Below are 14,125 nucleotides of genomic sequence, written 5' to 3' on the forward strand. Positions count from 1 at the left end.
GGAAAAAATCTTCGCCGGTGAAGAACTGGAAATAAGGGTCGTGGACCCAGCGCTCGCACACCCCCTCATCGGACAGCCCGTAGATATGCTTGAGCAACAACAGCCCGATCATGAAGCGGGTCTCGATCCCGGGCCGGCCGTTCTCGCTGTAGAGCGGCGCGATCTCGCCGTCGATCCAGTCCCAATCGATCTTGCCGGCAAGCAGAACCAACTCGTGCTTCAGATTGATGATCTGGTCCAGCCGCGCCCGGAACAGATCGTTCGATCCCGTCGTCCTGTGCTTCTTCGGTCGCATCGGCCCCTCCGATGCACCACAGAATCATGGTCCGCAGCGAAAGGGAATCCACAAACGAAAATTGCAAGGTTTGGGGGCCTCAAGCCCCCAATCCCTGCAATCTCAAATGCCGCCGCAACCGGAAAACTGACTCCTGCTCAATCGCTTAGTGCCTTGTTCACGGACGACGACGTCAGGGACGATGAACGGCCCTCATGATGGTTAATCCGCACCACCACTTTGGCAGTTCAGTCGGGCGGACCAAAACCGTTTGAAAGCGCAAAGGCCACCAGGAGTCCGAAAACGACCAGTACTCCCGTGAGTTTGCGATCGCCCTCGACCGCCTCGGGGATCATCGTATTGACGACCATCGTCAGCAGTGCGCCCGCTGCAACCGCGTCGACCGTCGCCACAACTGCCGGCGGCGCGCCGCCCAGAAACGCAGCACCAGCCATTGATGCCAACCCGGAAAGCACCGCAATAGCGCTCCACAATCCGAAAATGTAGCCGGCCGACCTTCCGGCAGATCGCATTCCAAGCGCGCTGGACAGCCCTTCGGGAAAATTCGAGAGGAAAATTGCGGCGAGCATGGCGATGCTGACGCCTCGGCCGCTGAGTAGCCCGAGGCCGAGGACAACACTTTCGGGAATTCCATCCAGTAGTGAGCCGATGGCTATGGCGAGGCCACCTCCTTCGCCCGCCTTTCTCTGCTCGTTGCCGGAATGTTTACGGCAATGGCCGCCTTGCTGGGAGACGATCCAGTCGGCGACAGCGTAAGAGACCGATCCAGCGAGTGCGCCCCCCACGATTGGCCAAATACCGCCCTCACCGAAGCCATCCTCCAGCAGATCGTAAGTCACGGCCGATATGAGAACTCCGCAACCAAACGACATGATTCCGGCGGCAACAGTTCGGGGCATCTTCAGCAGAAAGGCTACTGCAGCACCTGCGATCAGCGACGAGGCTCCCAACAGTCCCCACAAGCCGGCGGTGAGCGCTAGGGACATCGAGGAATCAAGCCTCTCGCGTTGGCGGAGCCACCACTGGACGTCCCGCGACCGTCGACCGCTCGCCGGCCTGTTCGACGCCACTCCGAACGCAACGCCACCTGAACAGCCGCGTTCCTAAGCAGATCTGGCTGAAGCGCACCTAAGAAGCAGGCGGGGCGCCGAGACGAGCATCGGCCGAGATCCGCAAAGCTGGCATTCCCACAACGTCATAAGTTGCGGACGCCACGGAGATTCCCTCTTCATCCAGGCCCGATAAGATGTCCCGGCTGATTGCGTCTTTCAGCTCGCGAACACCGTGCACGGGAGCGAGAAAGCGAAGCGTCAGCTCAAGCCAATTGTCGGTCAAGCGCCAGTAAACGCAGGGCTCAAAATCCGACATCGTGTGCCCATAGACGCGCTTCATCTCGTCGGAGAACTCTTCCGCCCTCGACTTGAAACCTGCGGTATGTGCCTGCGCGGCATCGACCAGCAACCGCTCGACCTTTGCTCGGTCATCCTGGTACCGCACCGGCAGTTTAATCTCATCCCAAATGAACGGGAATTCGCGGGTGTAGTTGTAGACCGGCTCGTCGAACACCTTGCTGTTCGACACAGTCACGATGCGCCCCGTATATTGCCGGCTTCTAATCCACATTGCAGGCGAATCCGACTGGGCGGGTGGGGGTTGCCCCATTTCAAGAATGGTAGTCTGCATGAAACTCAGCGCGATCACGTCTCCGCGGACGCCTCCCATTACGATGCGATCACCAAGGTTGAATGTTCTCCCCCTTAGGATCACGAAGTATCCTGCCGTTGCTGTGATGACCTTCTGCAAAGCGAAAGCGAGCCCAGCCGATAGAAGGCCAGCGGCCGTAGCGAGTCGCGCGGGATCATCAAACCAGATCGAGAGCACACCGAAAACGAGGGTCACAGCAAGCACGAGATTGATCCCCTGCCGTACCCAAAACAGGACTCCGTGCCAATTGACCAGTCCTTGCCCGAGCGCGATGACCTTACGCAGTCCCCACCCGAGCGCAAGCACGCACCCTACCAGACCTATCGTCAAGAGCAGCTTATGTGCGTTTTCGGGCGTCGCGCCGATCAGAGGGACACCGAAAAGCCTGAACCCAGGTGCGTTTGAGGACTCCACCTCTGCTCTCATGGCGAATTGAAGACGCTGTGACGACGCCCCGGAAGCCGCTGGGTTCCTCGGGAGCTTGTCGGCCACAATCCGCAACTGGAAACTTCAGGAAAGCTAGGGACGAACGAGCGGAGTTCATCCTTTAGCGCCCTACATGCGTTCCTTGACGCCTGCCTCTACAAGCCACCAGTTTACCGGGTAGCTCGTGAAAAATCCCGCGATCATCGCAATCTGCATCATGAACCAAAACTCTGGCATCGACGGCTCGAGCCTCACCCCGAAGAGATTCCTGAAGATCGCGAACTGCGCGATTGCCATAAAGCCGTACATACCGATCTGCCAGGCAGTCAGTGAGAGAGTGTCTGCCTTCACGGCCTGAACGATTCCTGCGCCCGGTGACAAGCCGCGCATCGGTTTGATCGTGAAGTACTGAAATGCGACGCCGAGCACGAAGGCGAACAGGTAATCCACCACCCAGATGGCGAACATCTTCTCTGAAAAGAGGCTTTTCCATCCGGCCCAGATTGCAATCACCGGAAACGCAAGCGCAAGGGTTTCAGCGATGATGTCCCCGAGAGTACATCCGGCTCCGCAGTGCATGGCACCTTTTGCAACCATGACAGGGAAAGGAGTGCCCTTCTTGCTATCGGAGTGCTCATTTATCTCAGCCGCATCACGCGCTGCAAGCCGCCCAAATTGGTAGTACATCCACAAGGTCAGTACGGTGCCGAACAGACCGTTGACTGGCCAGACGACATTCATGATCCACATGCGCTGTGGATGCCGGATCAGGTCGATCACGATTACGATCGCGCAAACAAGTCCGACGGCCAGACTAGCCAGCGCCATATCTCTAAGCCAAATTGGAATCATGGCTCCTCCGTTGCTCGGAGAAGCAAACGTTCTGAAGATCGCTTTCGTTCAAGTCGAGCCTTGGAGTTGGGCAGGATCAAGAGCTTTATCGCGAGCGAGCTCTCTGCAGAAGTCGTATTCGATGTTCAACTCCGCAGACGGCGGCCGATCTGCCTATCATACTCGCGCTGTATCAATCCAGAGCACGAACAGGCAAAATGCTCCAGTCGAGCCCGGTCGACCAGAGCTATCGCTGCTCGGGTGTTGCGGATGATGCCGGCCTGTTCGAACGTCTCGAGACATTCGCTGACACTGGCCCGACGAATCCCGAGTAATTGAGCTAAAACAGCATGCGTGATCGACAGTTCTCCAGAGTCCATTGCGTTTGCCGCGACCAGAAGCCAGCGGGCAAGTCGCTGCTTGACGGAATGGAGCGAGTTGCAGGCTCCCACCTGTGACGTTTGAAACAAGACAAGATTGATGTAGGAGAGGATCACTCCACGAAGGGCCCCAAGATCGTCAAGCGCGGCGAGAAAGGCCGGCGTCGGAATTCGCAGTGCCGTTCCGCCCACCTGAACGACCCGACGGTGCGGCGGCATCGGATCCTCCGGCGCCAAAACGCAGGGGGCGCCGATCATTCCCTCGGAGCCAACCAGCCAAGCCTCGACGAAGCGCCCGTCATCGACCTTCGCCGAGACCGATACCAGACCGCTGCCAAGAAAGTAGACATATTCCATCGGCAAGCGCCAATGGTGAAGGACCTGACGCGGCTTGAGTTCGACATCCATCCCGATCGACCGGAGCACTGTCAGCTCCATTTCTGGGATGCAGCGCAGCAGCTTGTTACGTGCTGCCAAGGGGCGAACGCGGCCTTCAGGTGCAGTCGATGTCGGAACTAGGCCTGTCGCCTGACCGTCCTGCATTGCTGTGCTCCCCGCACCCCGGGATCGATCGGAACCGTCCACAGGTCTGCGAAGAATACGCATCGGGTCATCGGCGGTTCCTTTTTCAGGATTACAACTATTGTCCGTGTCCATCACCCCGGTTTGAGGCCTTCTGCTCGAACCGAAGGGCTGCTCGGACCAATGCCAAATGGCTTAATCCCTGCGGGAAGTTGCCGGCAAGGCGTCGATTACGAACGCTGAACTCCTCGGCCAGAAGTCCCAGTTCGTTTCGCGCCCGCAAGAGGTGCTCAAGGGTGCGCTCCGCTTCCACCCGCCTGCCTTGCATAAGCTGACATTCCGCAAGCCATCCGCTGCATGTGAGGAATGCTCCCTCACGAATCCCATCCGACGTCCTGCGGTGGACGTAGCCCTCATGTACGAGCTCGCGCTCGATCGTCGCGATGGTCTTGTCGATGCGACGGTCCGTGATTGGTAAAAAACCCACAAGCGGAAGATTGAGCAAACTCGGATCCACTCCGTCAGATCCGTAATACTCCACGAACGCCTGTCGTTCAGAGTCGAACGCCTTCTCGCATATTTCGCGATGCATCCGGTCCCGAAGTCCATTCATTCGCCTAACAAAGCCGCCGTCTGCCGATTGGTAGAGATCCCCACGGCGGACGAACCGATCCACCGCGGCCCATGCAGAGACTTTGGAATAGGTGTAGTGCTGCGGATTCCCTCTCGATTCCCACAGACCGTGGTCGGGCTCGTTCCAGACCCGCTCGACGTGAGCGATCACGGCCGCAACCAGATTGCCTTCACGGTCGGTCGGGGCAATGCCTGCCTTCGCCGCCGCAGCCACCGCATCCAGCAGTTCGCCGTAGACGTCGAGCTGCCGTTGGGCGGCGGCGGCGTTGCCAATTCGGACCGGCCTCGCTCCTCTATAACCGGGTAGCCAGGATGCGGTCCACTCCTCCAACCGCCGCGAGCCGTCCACCCGGTACATGATCCTGATCTTCTCGGGTTCGCCACCAGCGGCCCGGAGAAGCCAGTCGCGGAATGCCTTGGCTTCCTCGTGATACCCCGCGTCGAGCAGAGCGGTTATCGTAAACGCCGCATCACGCAACCAGCAATAGCGGTAATCCCAGTTCAGGTCCTCGGCGGGCGCCTCTGGAAGCGAGGTAGTCGGAGCGGCAATGATGCCGCCTGTAGAGCGATAGATCATCGCCTTAAGGGTCAGGAGCGAGCGCCTGACGGCCTCGGGCCATCGCGTTTTGATCGTGAACTTCGCGATCCAGCTGCGCCAATATTCTTCTGTCGATCGCAGCGCTGCGTCCGCCGCAATCGGCGGAGGTGGTGCCGCAGTTGCGCTGCCATATCGCAGACAGAACGCGATCTCTTCGCCTTCACTCACCTCCACTTCCGAAACGATGCACGTGCCCCGCTGCGAAACCCGCGTCGGCGCGTGTAGAACGACAAGATCGGGACCCACGAACGCCACGGCTCGATCATGACCGATTTCCAGGGCAGGTCTCAACGACCCGTAGTCGAAGCGAAGATCCAGCTCGCTGCGCAAGCTGACCATCCCGGCAAGGCCCCGAACAATCCGGATTACGGCAGAGGCGTCGTTCTCAACCGGCATGAAATCAATCAGCCGGACATGGCCCGTTGTCAGCACGAAATCCGTCTCCAGGACGAGGGTATCGTCTCGATACCGACGGCTGGATGAAGTGATGGCATCGACCGGTGCGAGCTTCCACCATCCGTGTGAGCTCGTACCGAGTAGCGCCGCAAAGCACGCATCCGAATCGAAGCGCGGCCAACACAGCCAATCGATCGAGCCGTCACGGTGAACAAGGGCCGCCGTCTGGCCGTCTCCGATCAGGCCGTAGTCCTCGATGAGCTTCACCGCCACGGGAAGCACTCATCCAAACCGCACATTGCGTTCACGCCTGCGAGAGGCGCGCCTCTGTGCAGTCAGAGCCAGTGCAACCGTCCCCAGCAGCGCCGCCAATGGAGCAAGTCGCAGCATGCTCGCAGACCCGACGAACGCTCTGTTGGTCGCTTCCGAATCGAAGCTGCCCCTCATACGATGGAGACCATGCAGCGGCCGGTCGAGATTGTCCGGCCGGCTTCCGTCTATTGGGCGATCCGTCTGTTGACCGCTGATACAGGTTTGGGCGAGATAGCGGTCCAGCAGCCCTGGCAGGATCATGTTGCCGAAAATCACCTTGAGAGTGCTGAAACCGATCCAATACTCCCTGGCGGGCGTTTGAGCCGCATCATATACGACATTCGCGATCACCTCGGGCTCAACCACGGGCGCCACCGGCCGGGGGGAATGAGACATATGCGCCCTTGCCCAATCGAACTGCGGTGTATTCACCGCCGGCAGCTGAAGCATCACGAGGTTGATCCTGCTCTGCTCGTGCCTTAGCTCGCTCCGGAGCGAATCGGTGAAGCCGCGAATGGCGTGCTTGGCACCGCAATAGGCCGACTGCAGCGGGATCCCACGATAGGCCAGCGCCGATCCGATCTGGATGATCGTGCCCCTATTGGCGGGCCGCATGTGGCCCAGAGCCGCCATCGTGCCGTGCACGAACCCGAGATAGGTGACATCGGTGACGCGGCGAAATTCATCCGGCGTCATGCGCCAGACCGGCGAAAACACCGTCACCATAGCATCATTGATCCATATATCGATCGGACCGAGCGTCGACGCAATACGATCTGCGGCCGCGAAGACAGCGCTGGCATCCGCAACGTCGAGAGGCATCACGACAGCCCGTCCACCCACGCCCTCGATCTCGCGCCGCACCTCTTCGAGAGCCTCCGCATCTCGGGCGATCAGACCGATGGCGTAACCGGCGCGGCCGAAACGATGGGCGATGGCCCGTCCAACCCCGGCCGATGCCCCGGTAATCACGACGACTGGGCGTGATCGGCCTGGTACCTCACGCCCGCTCTCTTCGCTTCGCATTGGTACACCTCTTCATTGCGGCACGGCCGGGTAGGCAATGGTCGAGAGTAGCGCCATCCCGGGTTGGCGCGACTCCAGTCTGGTATGCTGGACGATGAGCGGCGCACTCGCTTCAATCAGGGAGGCGTAGCTCGTGTCGCGTGGGACGGGCGCCGGATCCGTCAAGTCGTTGAAGCGCAGATGCAACGTCCGCCGAGCTGGCACCTTCACCCGGTAGGGGCCGACCGGATCTCTGTTCTCAAAAAACAGAGTGATCTGAACGTCGGCATCTTTCTCGCCAACGTTCAGAAAGCAAGCAGCTTCGTGAGACACGAGATCATGCGCATCGCTTACGCTGTCGCTTGGGATATAGCCTTCTGGGATGGCCCACAGCGTGCGTCCGATACTCTGCATTGTCATCGCTCCAGCTTGATCAACGCCAGCCCGGTCACAGGGTCGCGCTCCTTCTGAAGATGCGTGGGGCTTTCGGTTACGATCACCTCGAGGGTGGGACGCACCCAGCCCGATCCCAGATGGCCGGCGAGAGCCGTACCGTCGCGCCGGCCGACGACAAGATGAATGTGCACGGACGGTTCGCCCGAAGGCGAAACCGCGACATCACCGACAAGCGAGGCAACTTCTACCTGTTCGTCCACACGGTTCTCGAGGTAAGATTTACTTTCCCAATCGAAGTATTTCAGCATCAGACCGCTGAATGCTCCGATGCCGGTCACTTGCGCTGCAGAAAGCCGCTGCTCTGCCGCAAACGACTTGAGGCTTTCCATCGCCTCATCGCCGCTGTCGAGGACGACCGCAAAAGTTCGCTGCGGGCCGTCATTGAGAAGCTTGTGCCTCATCCTCATCCTCCTAGTTCAATCTGATCTCTCCCAGTCGGGACAGGGTACGGATTCGGTCTGCCGTGCGGCATGCAATTCCCTGGATCGTGAGGGAAGGATTCGCGCCGCCCACGGTGGGAAAAACGGAGCCATCGCAGATCCACAGATTGGGGATGTCCCAGCTGCGGCAATCTGCGTTGACAACGCTGCTGTCCGGTCGATCGCCCATCCGGGCCGTTCCATTGAGGTGACAGGTGTCGTCTTCCTGGACCCAAATGTTTCTGGTGCCAATTGCGCCCAGAGCTCGGCTCATGAAGGCGATCGAATGATTGATCAGGCGCTTGTCATTGTCGCACCAGGAATAGGTCACGCGCGGAATTCTGAGCCCGTACTGATCTAGTTCGTCCGCCAGAGTGACGCGGTTGTTTTCTTGGGGCAGCATCTCGCCCACGATTTTCAAGCCGACAACGTGATTGTAGCGCTTCATCTCCTCGACCAGCCGTGCTCCCCACAGACCGTGCGCCGTTGCCTGTGTGTTGGCCCAGAGCTGCGGCAAAGGGCCTTGGCTCATGTAGGCGTAACCGCCAAAGAAGTCCTTCCCTTCGTCCTCGTAATTCCAGTGCTCGGTGATTGCCAGGGACGGAGGTCCCTTGTACGAGCGAACTTCTTCGTCCATCTCGCCCCACACGGCCTGGTTTGCCTGTGCCATGAGGTTCTTGCCAACAAGTCCGGTACTGTTTGCCAGGCCGTTAGGAAACTTGTTGTTTGCCGAATTCAGCAAGAGCCTCGGCGTTTCGATCGCATAGCCAGCCACCACCACGTTGCGTGCCTTTTGGAAGTGCCACTTGTTTTGACGGTGATAATGGACACCGGCGGCGAGGCCATCCGCGTCGGTCTCGATCCGGCCGACCATGGCGAGATCGCGAATCTCGGCGCCGGCAGACAGAGCGCGCGGAATCCAGGTCACAAGGGCACTTTGCTTAGCATTGGTCGAGCAACCGGTCACGCAGAAGCCGCGATAGACGCAGGGATGCGCGAGACCACGCGGCGCAGAGAGGGTTGCAAGCGGTGTTTCCGTCCAGGCAATACCGAGGGCTTCACAGCCGCGCGCGAGCGCGCGGGCTGCAGCGTTGAGCGGATGGGCGCGATAGGGATAGCGCGGACGCGGCGGCCCCCAAGGATAGCTGACAGGTCCGGATATTTTGAGGGCCTGCTCGACCTCCGTATAGTAAGCCCACATCTCGCGCCAATCGATGGGCCAGTCCGCACCGTATCCGAGTTTGGTCCTTGCTTTGAACCATTCCGGCCGGAACCGAAGCGACACCATTGCGAAATGCACCGTCGAGCCCCCAACGGCCTTGCCGCTGTTATTGCTTCCGAGCTGCAGGGGATTGTCGCCATCGACGATACGATCATCGGTCCAATAAAGCTTGGTTTGCTCGGACTCGTCGGAGGCGAAATCCTCCAAAGGGCGAAAGTAGGGTCCGGCATCCAGGGCAACCACCGAGAAGCCGTATTCGGCCAGTTTGCAGGCGAGTGTCGCACCGCCGGCGCCCGTCCCGACGATCACGAAGTCGACCGTTTCGTGGTCGGCATATCCTTTCATGCTCACCCAGCCGCCGGGCCGGAAGACGTCGGGCGCGCGACCGTGGCGTGCGCGGGGAGTGTGCCGGGGATCATCGGACATTGCGATTGACCCTCAGAGCGTCAGCCTCGCGACCCGGCTTTGCTTCGGCCGCCTCCCACGGATCCCGATCGTTGAAATCGAGGCGCACGTAGCCGCGCGGACTGGCCGGTCCGCCCCAGCCAATCTCGCTCCAGGAGATCGGGTGTGCGTAATACGCCAGAACGATGTCGCGCAGAAGTCGGTGCTTGAAAAAGGTTCTCGACGGCATGCCCGCCCATTCGGGTGATTTCAACTCCCCAGCTTCGCAGAAGCGCAGCAAAGAGTCTTGCTCGGGGTCATCGATTTCCGTGAAGCGATTCACATAGCGGGCCCGCGCCTCCGCATCGAGAGCTTTCAGCCCGGTTCGCCAAGCTTCGTCGTCGCGTGGCAGACCGGCGGTCCGATAACCGTCCATGACACCATCGTCGAGCTTTCGGTCAAGCAGCGCAGCAACGGGAATCGGCGATCTTGATGAAGGTTGCGGTACGACGCGGTCGGCGACAGCGGCGAGGGTTTCGAATTCTTCCCTGGTGAAAAAGCGCGGCTCGTCAGCTACCCTCAGGCGAGCTGCCACCACCTGCCGGGTCTTGTCATTCCAGGACGGGCTCCGCCATTTCGCAAGGACGTCGTAGCCAGGGTAAGGGTCCCCAGCGCGGCGCTCCGCCTTCCTGTCAAGCATCCCGCGCCTCTCTCATCAGTTCGAGCGCCGCGAGCCCCGCCAGTGCAAGGCCTAAAAAACTGGGGGGCGCCGGCAAGGGCGGTCCATTGAGAATGTTCTGGCTCCAGTTGCGCCAGCCTCCCATGTTTCGTGAGATTCCATACGCGTGGAAGCCAACGCCGATAAAACCCATTGCGGCAAGCAATCGCATCCACCATCGCGCGAGGCCGCGCGTCCGCCCTCCGCCGTTTAACACGGCACCGGCGAGCAAACCGGCCCCGATGGGCGGGATAGTGACGGGAACGGCCATGAAGGGGTTGTGAAAGGCACCGCGAAAATGGAGCAGACCTGCTTCTCCCGTGGTGCCGAGCAGGCCCAGCGCAGTTACGGTAGCGACCGTCTCGCCCGCAGGAAGGTTGAACACCCGGTGAGGTCGTTGACGTCCATTGGCGCGCACCCGTTCCGAGCAGAAGCCCAACAGCCCGGAAAGCAGAATAGCCATGGGAGCTCCGAGGGGGGCCCCGTAGAAGACATTTTGCCAGCTAAACCCGCCCACCTTCTTCCTCACGTTGTAGATGTGAAAGCCGGTTCCAAGCAGGCCAGTGGCAGCTGCCAACAGATACGATGTATCGCGTGCTCTATGCGCGGCCGGACGCATGTCAGCCGTGCCGTGCAGGCTCATGGCCAGTGTCAGCCCGGCAACGACGAGCGGGGTGAACATCGCCTTGTTCTTGAACGACCCCCGGTAATGCTCAACGGCACTGTCTGCAAGCACCGATGCAGCCAGCGTACCCGCCGCTCGATTCAACCGCCGCGCCGCCATGACGGTCTCTGTCTCGCCCCATCTCAGACGCGAGGCCGGACGAGTTAACGACGATTGCACCCGTGCGCGCTCTGCTTTGCTTCCCGCGACGTGGGGGACACGGCGCGCTCTCTCAATTTCGGCTCGGTTAGATCGCATAGCGTGCAGCGTCCGCTTCCTTGAATATCAAACCATTCCCTGGTCGCGCCAGGTCGGGCTCGATCGCCCCATCACGTGGCGTCGGCGCGCCCTCGAAGAGCATGTGCTCGATGCGAACGTGGTCGTGAAACCATTCCAGGTGCCGCAGCCGCGGCGCCGCGCAAGCGGCGTGAAGATGCAGAGCGGGTGCGCAATGACCTGACAGGTCGATGTGGTGCGCCTCGCAAAGCGAGGCTATCTGCAGGAAACCCGTCACGCCGCCACACCGTGTAATATCCGCTTGCTGCACGTCCACGGCGCCGGATTCGAGCATCTCGCGCACATAGTCGGTCGTATAGGCATACTCGCCTGCAGCGACTTCCATGCCTGCCGGGGCACGGGCGCGAACCGCGCGCAGACCTTTGAGATCGTCGGATGACACCGGCTCCTCGATCCATTTGACGCCGTGCTGCCCGAATGCATCCGCAAGCTGAAGCGCCTGCTGCACCGAGTAGGCGCCGTTTGCATCGACGAAGAGATTGGCGCGCTCGCCAATCGCGCGGCATGCGACCTGCACGCGGTGCGGATCGAGGTCCGGCTCGGAGCCCACTTTCATCTTGACGTCCTTGCACCCTTCGTCGGCAACCCAGCTGCCGAGCTGCCGGGCCAGCTCGCCGTCAGAGTAAGTCGTGAAGCCTCCGCTTCCATAGATCGGGACAGTCGTACGGTAGCTTCCGAGCAATTGAACCAACGGCACATCCAGGAGCCGCGCCTTCAGATCGTAGAGAGCTAAATCGACGGCAGAGATCGCATTTGCAGCCAGACCGTCGCGACCCAGGTTGCGGACCGCGCGCTGCATCGCCCTCCAGACGGCCTGAGGTGCCAAGGCATCCTTGCCACGGACGATCGACGCGAGCTTGCCTGCGATCAGCGCGGCAATGCTGCGATCGGAATACGTGTAGCCGATCCCTGACTTGGCGCCGGCGGCGATTTCGACCACGACGAGAGTCGTGGAATTCCAACTCATGGTCCCGTCCGCCTCGGGCCTATCGGTTGGAACTTGGAAGGTGCGCGCTTTTACAGCATCGATGGAGAGATCGGCCATCATTCCTTCCCGGGTAGGACGGTCGTCAGCAGCTCCTTGGCGCTGTTCTTCAGAACGCTGCCAAGCTCCGGTTCGGAAGGAATCATTCTTATGAAGTTCTTGGCATCCTTCAGGGTGATGTGGGGCGGCAGGGGCGGCACGTTTGGATCCGTGTACGCCTCGAGCACGACGGGACGATCCGCCGACAGCGCTTCATCCCAGGCGGCACCGACGCGTTCCGGATCGTCGACAAAGATGCCTTTGAGGCCGATCAGCTCGGCGTAGCGGTGATACGGAAAGTCCGGAATACTCTGGGTCGATAGCGTCTTTCCTGCCCCGAGCTGAATCCGCTCCTCCCACGTGACTTGATTGAGATCGCGGTTGTTGAGAACAAGGACGATCAGGTGTGGATTTGACCATGTCTGCCAGTATTTCGAGATCGTGATCAGGACGTTAAGTCCGTTCATTTGCATGGCGCCGTCGCCCATGCACGCGATCACTGTCCGGTCTGGATAAGCCATCTTGCCGGCCATGGCGTAAGGTGTCCCCGCACCGAGAGAAGCCAGACCTCCGGAAAGCGACGCCTTCATTCCCCGGCGCATTTTCAGATCGCGGGCATACCAATTTGCGACCGACCCCGAATCCGCGGTTATGATCGCGTTCTCAGGCAGACGGGGCGAGAGTTCCCAGAATACACGTTGCGGATTGAGGGGCTCCGCTGAATCCATGGCGCGCTTCTCGAGCGTGCGCCACCATTCTTGCACGCCTTCCTCTATGGCCCGTCGCCACGACGAGTTTTGCTTCTGCTGAAGGTGTGGCAGCAGTGCCTGTAAGGCTTTAGAGCTATCTCCAACGATGTTGATCTCCATCGGATAGCGCAGGCCCAACCGGGCGCCGTCGATATCGATCTGAACGCCGCGCGCCGATCCGGGCTTCGGCAGGAACTCGCTGTAAGGAAACGCCGAGCCGACCATCAGGAAGGTGTCGCAGTTCTTCATGAGGTCCCAGCTGGGCTTTGTGCCGAGCAATCCGATGGAACCCGTCACAAAGGGGAGATCGTCCGGCAGGACTGCCTTTCCAAGCAGGGCTTTGGCCACCCCGGCCTGGAGGCGCTCGGCCACCGCAATGACTTCATCGGTGGCATCCAGTGCCCCCGCGCCAACCAGCATGGCAACCTTACTACCGTTGTTCAGGATCTCGGCGGCCGCGCGTACCAGATCGTCTCGCGGCTGCTTCGCCGACTCGGCATAGCCGATGCCGGTGTGGGTCGCACCATGTGCGAGAGGCGGGTCCTGGTAGTCCAACTCTTGCACGTCCTTGGGCAGGATCACGCAGGTGACGGCGCGCTTGTTGTCTGCAATGCGTACGGCCCGATCGATCAGGTGACGTACTTGCTCGGGGACGCTTGCCTGCGCGACGTATTCGGCGACGTCCTGAAACAGGACTTGCAGATCGACTTCCTGCTGATAGCTCGCCCCGATTGCACTCCTTGCCTGCTGGCCGACGAGCGCAACCACCGGAACGTGGTCCATCTTGGCGTCGTACAGTCCGTTGAGAAGGTGAATTGCGCCAGGCCCAGAGGTCGCATAGCAAAAGCCCACCTGCCCCGTGAACTTCGCGTGAGCGGAAGCCATGAAGGCCGCCATCTCTTCGTGCCGGACCTGCACGTACTCGATCTTGTCTTTCGCGCGTTCGAGGGCGACATCTAGTCCTCCGACGCCGTCACCCGGGTACCCATACACCCGGCTCAAACCCCATTCCGAGAGCCGATGCCAAACAAATTCGCTGACGTTCATTGGATTTTCTCATGGCCTTTCGCGCGCTGCGCTGGAGCAACGA

General features: G+C 60.5%; 14 protein-coding genes. All 14 read right to left on the reverse strand.

The window, feature by feature from the left end; translation table 11 throughout:
• The coding region (locus IVB42_RS01415) for a transposase (RefSeq protein ID WP_247469628.1) at positions 1-295 on the reverse strand (295 nt) is incomplete at its 3' end.
• Positions 296-522: 227 nt separating this feature from the next.
• Positions 523-1,281, reverse strand: coding sequence for a ZIP family zinc transporter (locus IVB42_RS01420; RefSeq protein ID WP_247391781.1), 759 nt, complete (start codon positions 1,279-1,281; stop codon positions 523-525).
• 142 nt (positions 1,282-1,423) lie between these two features.
• Positions 1,424-2,413 carry a mechanosensitive ion channel domain-containing protein gene (locus IVB42_RS01425; RefSeq protein ID WP_247469629.1) on the reverse strand — a complete coding sequence of 330 codons (990 nt, stop codon included), beginning with the start codon at positions 2,411-2,413 and terminating at the stop codon, positions 1,424-1,426.
• A 141-nt stretch (positions 2,414-2,554) separates the two neighbouring features.
• The gene (locus IVB42_RS01430; RefSeq protein ID WP_247391787.1) at positions 2,555-3,277 is read right to left on the reverse strand and encodes a DUF4396 domain-containing protein; all 723 of its coding nucleotides are present in this window, start codon (positions 3,275-3,277) and stop codon (positions 2,555-2,557) included.
• Between the two features lie 125 nt (positions 3,278-3,402).
• Entirely contained in the window at positions 3,403-4,179 is a 777-nt protein-coding gene (locus IVB42_RS01435) for a Crp/Fnr family transcriptional regulator (protein ID WP_247391842.1), read from the reverse strand.
• A gap of 97 nt (positions 4,180-4,276) precedes the next feature.
• The gene (locus tag IVB42_RS01440; protein ID WP_247391846.1) at positions 4,277-6,058 is read right to left on the reverse strand and encodes a glycoside hydrolase family 15 protein; all 1,782 of its coding nucleotides are present in this window, start codon (positions 6,056-6,058) and stop codon (positions 4,277-4,279) included.
• A 9-nt stretch (positions 6,059-6,067) separates the two neighbouring features.
• Positions 6,068-7,123 (reverse strand): SDR family oxidoreductase, encoded by a 1,056-nt coding sequence (locus tag IVB42_RS01445; RefSeq protein ID WP_247391849.1) that lies wholly within the window; start codon positions 7,121-7,123, stop codon positions 6,068-6,070.
• A gap of 12 nt (positions 7,124-7,135) precedes the next feature.
• Positions 7,136-7,522 (reverse strand): sensory rhodopsin transducer, encoded by a 387-nt coding sequence (locus IVB42_RS01450; protein ID WP_247391854.1) that lies wholly within the window; start codon positions 7,520-7,522, stop codon positions 7,136-7,138.
• Positions 7,519-7,959, reverse strand: a complete 441-nt coding sequence (locus tag IVB42_RS01455; protein WP_247391856.1) for a PPC domain-containing DNA-binding protein — start codon at positions 7,957-7,959, stop codon at positions 7,519-7,521. Before IVB42_RS01455 ends, IVB42_RS01450 begins: the two co-directional genes overlap by 4 nt.
• A 10-nt stretch (positions 7,960-7,969) precedes the next feature.
• Positions 7,970-9,625 (reverse strand): GMC family oxidoreductase, encoded by a 1,656-nt coding sequence (locus IVB42_RS01460; protein WP_247393484.1) that lies wholly within the window; start codon positions 9,623-9,625, stop codon positions 7,970-7,972.
• On the reverse strand, positions 9,615-10,283 hold the full coding sequence (locus IVB42_RS01465) for a gluconate 2-dehydrogenase subunit 3 family protein (RefSeq protein WP_247391862.1): 669 nt from the start codon (positions 10,281-10,283) through the stop codon (positions 9,615-9,617). The genes IVB42_RS01460 and IVB42_RS01465 overlap by 11 nt, the downstream gene beginning before the upstream one ends.
• Positions 10,276-11,085 carry a hypothetical protein gene (locus IVB42_RS01470; protein WP_247391865.1) on the reverse strand — a complete coding sequence of 270 codons (810 nt, stop codon included), beginning with the start codon at positions 11,083-11,085 and terminating at the stop codon, positions 10,276-10,278. The genes IVB42_RS01465 and IVB42_RS01470 overlap by 8 nt, the downstream gene beginning before the upstream one ends.
• 127 nt (positions 11,086-11,212) lie before the next feature.
• On the reverse strand, positions 11,213-12,310 hold the full coding sequence (locus tag IVB42_RS01475) for an enolase C-terminal domain-like protein (protein WP_247391868.1): 1,098 nt from the start codon (positions 12,308-12,310) through the stop codon (positions 11,213-11,215).
• Complete coding sequence (locus IVB42_RS01480) at positions 12,307-14,082, reverse strand: thiamine pyrophosphate-requiring protein (RefSeq protein WP_247469630.1); 1,776 nt, start codon at positions 14,080-14,082, stop codon at positions 12,307-12,309. Before IVB42_RS01480 ends, IVB42_RS01475 begins: the two co-directional genes overlap by 4 nt.
• Between the last annotated feature and the right edge of the window lie 43 nt (positions 14,083-14,125).

Origin of the sequence: Bradyrhizobium sp. 45, assembly GCF_023073155.1 — a bacterium.
GTDB classification, from domain to species: domain Bacteria; phylum Pseudomonadota; class Alphaproteobacteria; order Rhizobiales; family Xanthobacteraceae; genus Bradyrhizobium; species Bradyrhizobium canariense_D.